The following is a 12038-nucleotide window of genomic DNA, read 5'->3' on the forward strand; positions in this document are numbered from 1 at the left end:
GCCACGGCACGCAGGGTGATCAGCGGGTGGTCAGCCGGCGTAGTGCACGTCCGGCCACGGCGGGGTGGCCATGCCGTTCCCGATGGGGAAGCTCGGGTGCGGCGGCTGGTTGTAGGCGGTGTTCTGCCACGCGATGGCGACGCGGTACATCGTGTCGTGCATCAGCGTGGGGATGCGCCGGTCGGTCGGGTGCGGCGTCGAGTAGATCCGCAGCGCCGAGTTGTCCGAGGTCCGCCACACGACCTCCTCGCGCCAGTCGCCGACAAGGTCGGCGCTCAGCGCGGGGGTGGCCTTCGTGCCGTTGTTCGACGCCACGCCGGAACCGGTGAGCAGGCGCGTGTCGCCGCCGGTGCCGTACTTGTCGATGCGGGTCTGGTCGAGCAGCTCGCGGGTCGGGTCGCCGTCCCACCAGATGAGGAAGTTCGCCGACGACGGCTTGCGGCCGACGTTCGCGCCGCTCGGACTCCGCAGGCCGCCGTCCGCCGAGGACCACGACTCCGCGCCCGGACTGCCCGCGTAGATGTCGCCCGACACGCCGCGGCCGTTGTCGCTGCCCGACGCCGTGGTCCACAACCGCGCGCCGGTGCGCGCGTCGGCGAACCACGAACCCGGCTTCGAGGAGTCTTCCGACACCTTGAAGTACTCCAGGCCCGGCCGCGACGGATCGAGGTCGCCCAGGTGGGCCGCGTCACCGTGCCCGAGACCCGTGGTCCACAGGCCCCGCCCGTTGTCGTCGATCGTGGCGGCGCCGTAGACGATCTCGTCCCGGCCGTCGGCGTCCACGTCGCCGATGGTCAGCGAGTGGTTGCCCTGCCCCGCGTACCCGGAGTTGCCCGAGGTGTTGGAGTCGAAGGTCCACCGCTTGGTCAGGGTGCCGTCGCGGAAGTCCCAGGCGGCGACGACCGCACGCGTGTAGTAGCCCCGCGCCATGATCAGTGACGGGCGTGCGCCGTCGAGGTAGGCGGTGCCGGCCAGGAACCGGTCCACCCGGTTGCCGTACGTGTCACCCCACGAGCCCACGTTGCCGCGCGGCGGGTCGTAGTTCACCGTCGACATCGCCGCGCCGGTCCGACCGTCGAACATGGTCAGGAACTCCGGCCCGGTCAGGATGTAGCCCGAGGAGTTGCGGTAGTCGGCCGAGGCGTTGCCGATCACCGCGCCCCGCCCGTCCCGCGTGCCGTCCGCGGTCTTCATCGCGACCTCGGCCCTGCCGTCACCGTCGTAGTCGTAGACCTGGAACTGCGTGTAGTGCGCACCCGCCCGGATGTTGCGACCCAGGTCGATCCGCCACAACCGGGAACCGTCCAGGCGGTAGGCGTCGACGAAGACGTTCCCCGTCACACCCGCCTGACTGTTGTCCTTGGCGTTGTCCGGATCCCACTTCAGCACGAACTCGTAGTCACCGTCGCCGTCCAGGTCGCCCACGCTCGCGTCGTTCGCGCCGTACCCGGCACCCGGCGACTGGATCGGCACGTCCCGGTAACCCGAGCCGAACGCCAGCGACGCCGACGAGGCAGGCTGCTCCACGCCGTCGACCACCGCACGCACGGTGTAGGAGGCGTCCGCCGCCCCGCCGCTGTCGAGGTAGTTCGTCGACCCGGTGATCGGGGTGGCGTTGAGCTTGGTGCCACCCCGGTAGACGGTGAAGCCCGTCGACGGCGAGTCGCCCGCCAGCAGCCGCCAGCTCACCAGGTTGCCCGAACCCGACCGCACGCTCACCACGCCCCGGTCCAACCGCTCGACCTGCTTGCGGCCCGTCGGGTCACCCTGGCCAGGGCCCGGGTCAGTCGTGGTCGTGGTCGTGGTGGTGGTCGTCGGGTTGAGGGCCCCGGTGCACGTGGTGCCGTTGAGCGTGAACGTGGACGGCACACCCACCACGTCACCGGTCATCGTGCCGTTGAACCCGAACGACGCCGTGCCCCCGGTGGGGATCTGCCGGTTGTAGTCCACGTTGGACGCCGTCACGCTCGCCCCCGAAGCGGAGAACACCGCGTTCCAGCCCTGGCCGTACCGCTCGGAACCGGGGAACGCCCAGGCCAGCCGCCACCCGTCCACCGGGTCGCCGAGGTTGGTGATGGTCACGTTGGCGGTGAACCCGCCCTGCCACTTCGTCTGCACCGCGTAGTCGACCTTGCAGCCGGGGGCGGCCGACGCCACGCCCGCCATGACGAGTCCACCGGTCAGCGCGCCGATCGCGGTGACCGCGCCGATCGCCCGCACCCTGAACGAACTGGTGAGCACCGTTGCTCCTCCGTCTCATTCCGGGAGCGCTCCCAGAACCGGACCGGGAACGCCCTCGCTGCCGACATGACAGCACCGAGCCGGAACCGGTGTCAACAGCGTGAAACGGTTCGCCGCACTCCGCTCGACGGGTACCGGCGGACGCTCCTAGCTGGACCGATGCGGCCTGAAAGGGTTCAGTCCCGTGCTCGACGCCGGGGCCGCTGCACCCGGCGGCTCGACTCGCGCACCACCAGCTCCGGCGCGAACAGCACGTGCTTGTGCTCGTGCTCGGCGGGCGTCATCGTCTCGGCGATCACCAGCTCCGCGGCCGTGCGGCCGATCTGCTGGCGCGGCTGGCGCACCGACGTGAGCGGCACGGCAGCGGCGGCGGCGAAGTCGATGTCGTCGTAGCCGACGATGGCGATGTCCTCCGGCACCCGGACGCCCGCACGCACCAGCACCTGCAGCACGCCCAGCGCGAGCAGGTCGTTCGCGCAGAACACCGCGTCCGGGCGGGCGGAGCGGGCCAGGAGCTGCTCGGCCGCCCGCTGCCCGGACACCACGTTGAGCGCCGGGACCCTCAGCTCCTCCAGCACGCCCTCGTCGCGGCCCGCCTTGCGCACCGCGTCGAGGGCGCCCTCGTGCCGCTGGCGGGCCTGGTGGATGCGCGACGGCCCGTTCACCATCACGATCCGCTCGTAGCCCTCGGCCAGCAGGTGCGTGACGGCCAGCTCGCCGCCCGCCCGGTCGTCCACGGCCACCGCGCACAGGTCCGGGTCGGTGGTCGGGTGGTCGAGCAGCACCACGGACATGCCCCGGTCACGCAGCCGCCGCACCGCCGCCAGGTCCGTGTCCACGGGCGTGATCAGCACGCCGTGCACCCGCTGCTCGGCCAGCAGCTCCACGTGCCGCGCCTCGCGCTGCGGCGACTCGTCGCTGTTGCACAGGATCACCGCGTGCCCCGCCTCGCTCGCGGTGTCCTCCACACCGCGGGCGACGTCGGTGAAGAACGGGTTGCCCACGTCCAGCACCACGAGCCCGATGGCGCGCGGCGTGCCCGACCGCAGTTGGCGCGCCGCGTCGTTGCGGACGAAACCCAGCTCCTCGATCGCGCCCATGACCCGGTCCCTGGTCGCCGGTGCGACGACCTCGGGACGGTTCAGCACGTTGGACACCGTGCCGACGGACACCTTCGCACGCGTGGCCACGTCGCGGATGCTCACCGGTGACACCACCGCGCCTCCTCGGCGGACTGAAGGTGTGGAGGGAGTGGACTCTATCGGCCGGTACCGCTCCCGGTCCGGCGATGGCACCACCTGGTGATCCTAACCCGCCGAGCTGTGGGTTGAAACGTTTCACCCGCCTCCGGTGGCGCGGTCGGCCCGGTCACCTCAGGAACGCCGCCGCCACGCCCGCGTCGACCGGGATGTGCGCGCCGGTCGTGTGGGACAGCTCCCCCGCCGTGAGGGCGAACACCGCGTTGGCCACGTGCTCGGGCAGCACCTCCCGCTTGAGCAACGTGCGCTGGGCGTAGAACGCGCCCAACTCCTCCTCCGGCACCCCGTACACCGCAGCGCGCTGCGCGCCCCACCCGCCGGCGAAGATGCCCGACCCGCGCACCACGCCGTCGGGGTTGACGCCGTTGACCCGGATGCCGTGCTCCCCCAGTTCGGCGGCCAGCAGCCGGACCTGGTGCGCCTGGTCGGCCTTGGCCGCGCCGTAGGCGACGTTGTTCGGCCCGGCGAAGACGGCGTTCTTCGAGGCGATGTAGACGATGTCGCCGCCCATCCCCTGCTCGACCATCACCTTCGCCGCCGCCTTCGCGACCAGGAACGACCCGCGCGCCATCACGCCGTGCTGGAGGTCCCAGTCGCGGGTCGTGGTCTCCAGCAGCGGCTTGGAGATCGACAGGCCGGCGTTGTTGACCACCAGGTCGACCCCGCCGAACGCCAGGCACGCCTCGCCGACCGCCGCGGCCACCGCGTCCTCGTCGGTCACGTCCGCGACCACCGCCACCGCGGTGTCCGGCCCGAGCTCGTCCGCCACGGCCCGCGCCGCGTCGGCGTTGACGTCCGCGACGACCACGCACGCGCCTTCGGCGGCCAGCCGGAGCGCGACGGCCTTGCCGATGCCCGAGCCCGCACCGGTCACCAGGGCGACGCGGGTGGCCAGCGGCTTGGGCGCGGGCATCCGCTGGAGCTTGGCCTCCTCCAGCGCCCAGTACTCGATGCGGAACTTCTCCGCCTCGTCGATCGGCGCGTACCTCGACACCGATTCCGCGCCGCGCATCACGTTGATCGCGTTGACGTAGAACTCGCCGGCCACCCGCGCGGTCTGCTTGTCCTTGCCGTAGGAGAACATGCCGACGCCGGGCACCAGCACGATCGCCGGGTCCGCGCCGCGCATCGCCGGCGAGTCGGGGGTGGCGTGGCGCTCGTAGTAGGCCCGGTAGTCCTCGCGGTACGCCTCGTGCAGCTCGCGCAGCCGTGCCGCCACCTCGTCCAGCGGCGCGGTCGGCGGCAGGTCCAGGACCATCGGCCGGACCTTGGTGCGCAGGAAGTGGTCCGGGCAGGACGTGCCCAGCGCGGCCAGCCGCGGGTGCTCGGCGTGGGCCAGGAAGTCCAGCACCACGTCGGCGTCGGTGAAGTGGCCGACCTGCGGCCGGTCCGCGGACGCCAGTCCGCGCAGCAGCGGTGCCAGCGCGGCGGCGCGGGCGCGGCGCTCGTCGGCGGGCAGCGGGTCGTGCAGCTTCGCGCCGAACGGGTCCGGCCGGCCGCGCGCGGCCAGGAACCCGGTGGCCAGCCGGATGATCTCCCGCGACCGCTCCCGGCACTGCGCCGAGGTCGCGCCCCACGCGGTGATGCCGTGCCCGCCCAGGACCACGCCGATCGCCTGCGGGTGCTCGCGGGCGATCGCGGCGATGTCCAGTCCGAGCTGGAACCCGGGACGCCGCCACGGCACCCACAGCACGCGGTCGCCGAAGACCTCCTCGGTCAACGCCTCGCCGTCCGCCGCCGCGGCCAGCGCGATGCCCGCGTCGGGGTGCAGGTGGTCCACGTGCGCGGCCTCCACCAGGCCGTGCATGGCGGTGTCGATCGACGGCGCGGCCCCGCCCTTGCCGTGCAGGCAGTAGTCGAACGCCGCCACCATCTCGTCCTCGCGGTCCACGCCGGGGTAGACGTCGACCAGGGCGCGCAGCCGGTCCAACCGCAGCACGGCCAGGCCGCGCTCGGTCAACGTGCCCAGGTCACCGCCCGAGCCCTTCACCCACAACAGCTCGACCGGCGCGCCGGTGACCGGGTCGGTCCCCACGCCCTTGGCCGAGGTGTTGCCGCCCGCGTAGTTCGTGGTCGCCGGGTCCGCGCCCAGCTCGTGCGAGCGGGCCAGCAGTGCCCGCACCTGGTCGTTCACGCTCCCCACCCCGCCTGCTCGCCGCCCACCCGTTCCGCCACGATCCGCTCGCCGTACCCCGACCGGGCGTAGGCGCCCATCGGGTCCGGGTCCAGCCCCATGCCCTCGCGCACGGACCCCACCAGCGGCCGCACGTCGGTGTTGTAGGCGTCCATCAGCACGCCGTTCGCGCCGAGCACGTCACCGGCCGCCTGCGCGGCGGCCAGCGCCTCCCGGTCGACCAGCAGCGCCTTCGCCGTGGCCTCCTGCACGTTCATCACCGACCGGATCTGGCCGGGGATCTTCGGCTCGATGTTGTGGCACTGGTCGAGCATGAACGCCACCCCGGAGTCGGCCGCGAGCGCGCCGCCGTGCACCACCTCGACCATGATCCGGAACAGCTGGAACGGGTCCGCGGCGCCGACCATCAGGTCGTCGTCGGCGTAGAAGCGGGAGTTGAAGTCGAACCCGCCCAGCTTGCCCGCTCGCAGCAGCACCGCGACGATGAACTCGATGTTGGTGCCCGGCGCGTGGTGACCGGTGTCCACCACGACCCGCGCCCGCTCGCCCAGCTCCAGGCAGTGCGCGTACGCCGTGCCCCAGTCCGGCACGTCGGTGGTGTAGAACGCGGGCTCGAACAGCTTGTACTCCAGCAGGACGCGCTGGTTCGGGCCGAGCCGGTCGTAGGTCTCGCGCAGCGCCTCGGCGAGCCGGTCCTGGCGGGCGCGGATGCTGTCCTGGCCGGGGTAGTTGGTGCCGTCGGCGAACCACAGCTTGAGGTCGCGCGACCCGGTCGCGTCCATGATGTCGACGCACTGGAGCAGGTGGTCGACCGCCTTGCGGCGCACCGCCGGGTCCGGCGAGCACACGCTGCCCAGCACGTAGGCGTCGTCCTGGAAGACGTTGGCGTTGATCGTGCCGATCGACACGCCCTCGTCCCGGGCGAACTCGGCCAGCTCGGCGTAGTCGTCCACCGCGTCCCACGGGATGTGCAGCGCCACCGACGGCGCCACACCGGTGAACCGGTGCACCGCGGCGGCGTCGGCGATCTTCTCGTGCGGGGTGCGCGGCACGCCGCGTTGCGCGAACACCTTGAACCGGGTGCCCGAGTTGCCGAACGCCCAGGACGGCAGCTCGATCCGCTGCCCGGCCAGTGCCTCGGCCACCGCGACCGTCCCGGGTGCTGGTGTGTTGGTGTCCACTCCGGACTCCTTACCTGCTCAGTCGAGGTGGAAGACCTCGGTCAGCGGTCTCATGGCCTCGTCGGGATGCCTGCCGTCCAGCGCGGTGAAGAACTCGGCCATCTCGGCCTGCCACCGGTCGTTCACCTCGCGGTCGCGCATCCCCGCCCGGGCGGCGTCCCAGTCGGGTGTCTCCAGGTAGCCGACGAGCAGCCCGTCGTCGGCCAGGAAGAGGCTGTAGTTGCCCCACCCGGTCTCGCGCAGCGCCTGCCGCATCTCCGGCCACACCTCGCGGTGCCGCTCCCGGTACTCCTCCAGCCGCTCCGGGCGCACCCGGAGCAGGAAGCAGACACGTCGCACGTCGACCTCCGGAAATGAAACGTTTCACACGGACGCTATGGTTGCGCCGCAACGCTTGTCAATGGTCTGGACTGTTCGCGGTCACGGCGGTCGCACGCCGTCGTGGAACGCCACCGTCACGGCGATCTCCCGCTCCTGGCCCGGCGCGAGCACGAGCGGCTCGTCCCAGGCCAGGGCCGAGCCGATGCCCTGGTACCGGCCGACCCGCACGAACCACGGGTCGGTCGGCCCGGACACCACCGCCGTCCACGGGTGCGCCGGGTCGGCGACCACGACCGCGAGCCACGGCGCGGTCCGCCCGTTGACCTCCGCCTCCCCCGCGCCGTTGGGCGTGTACACGCGCACGGACAGCGGGTCGAGGTCGGGCAGCCGCCAGAACCAGCCGCCGTAGCCCGCGCCCTCCCGGCCCTTGCTCCCGGGGCTGTGCAGCACCACGTCCCGCTCGGCGGTCAGCACGCTGGTCCACGCCAGCTCCCAGCCGCCGTCGACCACGCGCCTGCGGACCCGGCGGCGTTCCCGGAGCAGGACCGCACCCGCCGAGTCGCACCAGGCCAACTCGCCCGGTCCGGTCTCCTCGACCCGGCCCAGCTCGCCCGGCACGTACCCCTGACCGGGCACGTAGTCGCGCCCGCCCCACAGGTTGACGCCGTTGACGTCGGGGAGGGCGAGGCCGATCCCCCGGTGCCACGGGTGGTCGTCGGGGTGCTCGCCGGTGACCACGACCCCGCCGAGCGTGCGCACGGGGTGCAGCGCGGGCCGCGGCACGACCAGCGGCAGCCGCACGCCGTCCCAGCCGTACCGGGCCACTCCGCCCAGCGGCGACCACGGCACCTCCAGCTCGGCGAACGTGCGCAGGTGCTCGGCGGCCTTGGCCACCACGTGGTCGACGCCGTCGACGTCCACGCGCCTGCCGTTGCGCCGCAGCCAGGAGGGGTCGATCGGGGTCGGGTCGGGTGCGGTGCGGACCGCTTCCAGCACGCGCGTGAACGCCCCGGTCGCGGTGAGCGGCGCCTGCAGCGGCACGGCCGGGTCGGCCAGGTGGTCGAGCAGGTTGCGCAGCGGCGGGACGTGCCGGTGGCGCTCCTCGATGCCGTCGATCACCAGCCGGTGCTCGGCGTAGTGCAGCTCGGCGCGGGTGCGGCTGCCGTGGACGACGAGCACGGGATCGCGCACGACCTCGGCGCACAGCGTCACCGCCGCCACGACGACCGTGCCGTTGCGCGTGCGCAGCCGCAGGCAGGAGGTGTCGTCGGCCTCGATGTCGCGGGAGCGCAGCAGCTCCAGCTCGATGTCGTGGACGTCGTCCACGCCGGTGCTGCCGTCCAGCGCCAGCGCGGTCGCGATGCCGTGCGCGAACGGGTTGGTGAGCGCGCCGTCCACCACCGGCACGCCGTCGAGCGTGCGACGGCCCGCCCACCGCGCACGGGTGTAGTAGGCGTCGTCCCGGGACCACGTGCCGCGCACGCCGATGCCCCGGATCTCGCCCAACGCGCCCGACCGCATCAGCTCGGCGAGCCGGTGCACGGCGTGCGAGCCGAGGCTCTGGAACCCGACCTGGACCACCGCGCCCCCGGACCGGGCGACCAGGTCGTGCCAGTCGGCCAACGTCGGCGCGGGCGGTTTCTCCAGCAGCAGGTGCGCGCCGGCGTCCAGCACCTGGTGCGCCAGCGGCGCGTGGGTGTGCGGCGGCGTGGACACGATGCCGACGTCCGCGTCACGCATCAGCGCCGGCAGGTCGGCGGACACCGGCCGGTCGCCGACCAGCCGCCGCGCCTCGCCGTCGAGCGGGTCGACCTCGCACACCCCGGCGAGGCGGACCAGGCCCTCGGCCTCCAGCGCGGCGATCTCCCGCAGGTACAACCGCCCGTAGCCGCCCGCTCCGGCGAGCACCACCCGCGGCGTCACCGGCGCTCCACCGCGACCGCGGCGAACACCAGCAGGCCCGGCACGACCACGGCGAACGCGGGCGCCCGCGCGACCACCGGCCCCGGCACCGCAGCGCCCGGCAGCCCACCCATCAGCAGCACCCCGGCCGGCAGCGCCGAGGCGTTCACCCGTTGATCCCGCAGGTCGCCGCACCGTCCACGAGGAGGCGCTGGAACGCCGAGGAGAACGGGCCGACGGGCAGCAGCTCCAGCACCGACATGGCGAACATCGGGCCGAACGCGGACCGCGTCGCCCGGTCGATGAACAGCCACAGCGCCGACGGCAGGGTGACTCCCGCCCCCACCGGGATCACCAGCGGGTTCCGGGAGTGGTGCAGCACCCCGAACCCGCCGACGCCGTCGAACACCTCGGCGTGGTCGTCGCCGGTCGGGCGCCGCGGCGAACCGCGGAGTCACCGGGCCGCCGGTCGACTCGCGGCCGCAGCCGGACGGCGACACCCGACCGACCAGCAGGCCTGCCGCGCCGCGGCGAGACACTCGTCCCATCACCCTCACCCGTGGATTGAATCGGTTCAACCAACGTAGGTGAGCCCCCGCACGCCGTCAAGGCTCGCGTTCCACCGACACGACTATCCCGACACCTGCCCTTGCCTTTCGCGTTGAAACGGTTCATCGTGTGGCGTCGTCACGCACCTCGCGCACCGTCGCGCTCCTTGGAGGCAGCCGATGACCCGCGTCAGACCCCTGCCCGCCCTCCTGGCGGCCCTAGCGCTAGTCCTGAGCCCGTCCCCCGCCTCGGCGACGCCCGACGGGCCGCGGCTCGAACGCCTCGACCGCGGCCTGGTGGCCACCCGCACCGACGGCGGGGTGTTCCTGAGCTGGCGGCTCCTCCGCCACGAGGTGACGGGCCACACCGCGACCGGCCTGGCCGGTCCGGCGTTCGCGGTCTACCGCGACGGCCGCCGGATCGCCACGGTCACCGACAGCACGAACTACCTCGACCCGGACGGCGGCTCGGAGTACCGGGTGGCGCCGGTGGTGCGCGGCCGGCAGGGCAAGACGAGCAGGCCGGTGTCGCCGTGGGCCGCGGGGTCCTACGACCTGCCGCTGCGCAAGCCCGCCGACGGCGTGACGCCGGCCGGTGAGACGTACACGTACTCGGCCAACGACGTCAGCGTCGGCGATGTGGACGGCGACGGCGCCTACGAGTACGTGGTGAAGTGGGACCCGTCCAACCAGAAGGACGTCTCGCAGGTCGGCTACACCGGGCCGACCTACATCGACACGTACCGGTTCGACGGCACCCTGCTGCACCGCGTGGACCTGGGCGTCAACATCCGCGCCGGCGCGCACTACACGCAGTTCCTGGTCTACGACTTCGACGGCGACGGCCGCTCGGAGATGATGATGAAGACCGCGCCGGGGACGAAGGTGACGACGTACGACCGGCGCGGGAACGCGGTGTCCGAGCGGTACGTGACGATGCCGCGCGAGGACGTGCGGGCGGGGTACTCGCACCGCGACGACTACCGGCTCAGCGCCGCGGGCTACTACGAGCACGTGGTGGGGATGTTCCGGGCCTGGCACCGGCACCCCGAGGTGGTGGCGGGTCGGTGGCCCGCGACGTTGGAGCAGGCGTTCGGCATCGAGCCGCGCTACGCCTACCCGCTGTCCGACGCGGACGCCCGGGCGCTGGCCGACCACTTCATGGACGTGTACGCGCCGAGTCGCAGCACGCGCAACAACCTGCGGGCGTTCGCCGGGTTCATCGTGGCCGGCCCGGAGTACCTGACCGTGTTCGACGGCAGGTCGGGCCGCGAGCTGGAGACGGTGCGGTACGAGCCGGGCAGGCACGACGACGGGCTCATGTGGGGTGACTACGCGCTGGGTCGGATCGAGCCGGGCAACCGGGTGGACCGGTTCCTGGCGGGTGTCGCGTACCTGGACGGCAAGCGGCCGTCGGCGGTGTTCGCGCGCGGCTACTACACGCGCACGACGCTGGCCGCGTACCGGTGGAACGGCCGCGAGCTGGTCAAGGACTGGTTCGTGGACAGCGGCTGGGTGCCGATGAGCAACCCGTTCGACTTCCCGGTGCACGGGCGGGACGGCACGTCGCCGACGCACGGCGGCCTGGCCACGCAGGGCGCGCACTCGTTGAGCGTGGCGGACGTGGACGGGGACGGGAAGCAGGAGATCGTCTACGGCGCGTCCACCCTCGACCACGACGGCGAGGTGCTGTACCACTCGTCGGGTGTCCTGCCGCCGGGCAGCGCGAACCCCGGCGCGGTGGCGCGGCTCGGGCACGGCGACGCGCTGCACGTGACCGACATCGACCCGGCCCGTCCGGGGCTGGAGGTCTACATGGTGCACGAGGGCGCGACCTCGGCGCCTTACGGCTACGCGCTGCGTGACGCGGCCACCGGTGAGGTGATCTACGGCGGGTACACCGGCCGGGACACCGGGCGCGGCATGGTCGGTGACGTGCTGCCGGACGAGCCCGGGTTGGAGACGTGGGCGTCGCTGCCGGGTGGCACGGACGCGGCCGGGTTGTGGTCGGCGGACGGGCGACCGCTGTCGACGGCGATCCCGGGCACGAACGCGAGCATCCGCTGGGCGGCGGACCTGACCACGCAGGTCGTCGACGGCGCGCAGGACGTGACGCCGACGGTCAAGGACTGGCGGCGCGGCACGGTGCTCACCGCGACGGGCACGCGGACGAACAACGGCACGAAGGGCAACCCGTCGTTGGTGGCGGACGTGCTGGGCGACTGGCGCGAGGAGCTGGTGGTGCGCACGGCGGACAGCTCGGCGTTGCGGGTCTACCTGAGCACCGAGGTCACCGGCCACAAGCTCTACACGCTGATGCACGACCCGCAGTACCGGGCGGACGTGGCCCGTCAGCAGACCGCCTACAACCAGCCCGCGTACACCGGTTTCCACCTGGCTTCCGACGTCGATTGGGCGAAGGTGCCGCGCTAGGCCCGGTGGGTGGTCACGT

Annotated in this window: 9 protein-coding genes; 1 reads left to right on the forward strand and 8 read right to left on the reverse strand. The window is 72.9% G+C overall.

Annotated elements, in window-relative coordinates; all coding sequences use genetic code 11:
* Positions 1-30 precede the first annotated feature (30 nt).
* The 8 genes from FHX81_RS02410 to FHX81_RS02440 all read right to left on the reverse strand — a co-directional run bounded on the left by FHX81_RS02410 (position 31) and on the right by FHX81_RS02440 (position 9447).
* On the reverse strand, positions 31-2241 hold the full coding sequence (locus FHX81_RS02410; RefSeq protein WP_281291712.1) for a rhamnogalacturonan lyase family protein: 2211 nt from the start codon (positions 2239-2241) through the stop codon (positions 31-33).
* Positions 2242-2417: 176 nt separating this feature from the next.
* Positions 2418-3458 (reverse strand): LacI family DNA-binding transcriptional regulator, encoded by a 1041-nt coding sequence (locus FHX81_RS02415; protein ID WP_141974994.1) that lies wholly within the window; start codon positions 3456-3458, stop codon positions 2418-2420.
* A gap of 151 nt (positions 3459-3609) precedes the next feature.
* Positions 3610-5634, reverse strand: a complete 2025-nt coding sequence (locus FHX81_RS02420; RefSeq protein WP_425473796.1) for a bifunctional aldolase/short-chain dehydrogenase — start codon at positions 5632-5634, stop codon at positions 3610-3612.
* Positions 5631-6815, reverse strand: a complete 1185-nt coding sequence (gene rhaI, locus FHX81_RS02425) for an L-rhamnose isomerase (RefSeq protein WP_246107585.1) — start codon at positions 6813-6815, stop codon at positions 5631-5633. Before rhaI ends, FHX81_RS02420 begins: the two co-directional genes overlap by 4 nt.
* An 18-nt stretch (positions 6816-6833) precedes the next feature.
* On the reverse strand, positions 6834-7154 hold the full coding sequence (locus FHX81_RS02430) for an L-rhamnose mutarotase (protein WP_141974996.1): 321 nt from the start codon (positions 7152-7154) through the stop codon (positions 6834-6836).
* Between the two features lie 81 nt (positions 7155-7235).
* The gene (locus FHX81_RS02435; RefSeq protein WP_141974997.1) at positions 7236-9059 is read right to left on the reverse strand and encodes a DUF6807 family protein; all 1824 of its coding nucleotides are present in this window, start codon (positions 9057-9059) and stop codon (positions 7236-7238) included.
* Entirely contained in the window at positions 9056-9208 is a 153-nt protein-coding gene (locus FHX81_RS40240; RefSeq protein ID WP_170231897.1) for a hypothetical protein, read from the reverse strand. Before FHX81_RS40240 ends, FHX81_RS02435 begins: the two co-directional genes overlap by 4 nt.
* Positions 9205-9447, reverse strand: coding sequence for a hypothetical protein (locus FHX81_RS02440; protein WP_211363357.1), 243 nt, complete (start codon positions 9445-9447; stop codon positions 9205-9207). The genes FHX81_RS40240 and FHX81_RS02440 overlap by 4 nt, the downstream gene beginning before the upstream one ends.
* Before the next feature lie 319 nt (positions 9448-9766).
* Between FHX81_RS02440 and FHX81_RS42550 the strand changes: the two genes are divergently transcribed.
* Complete coding sequence (locus FHX81_RS42550; RefSeq protein WP_141974998.1) at positions 9767-12019, forward strand: rhamnogalacturonan lyase; 2253 nt, start codon at positions 9767-9769, stop codon at positions 12017-12019.
* The last annotated feature ends 19 nt before the right edge of the window (positions 12020-12038 follow it).

The organism is Saccharothrix saharensis, from assembly GCF_006716745.1.
GTDB lineage: Bacteria > Actinomycetota > Actinomycetes > Mycobacteriales > Pseudonocardiaceae > Actinosynnema > Actinosynnema saharense.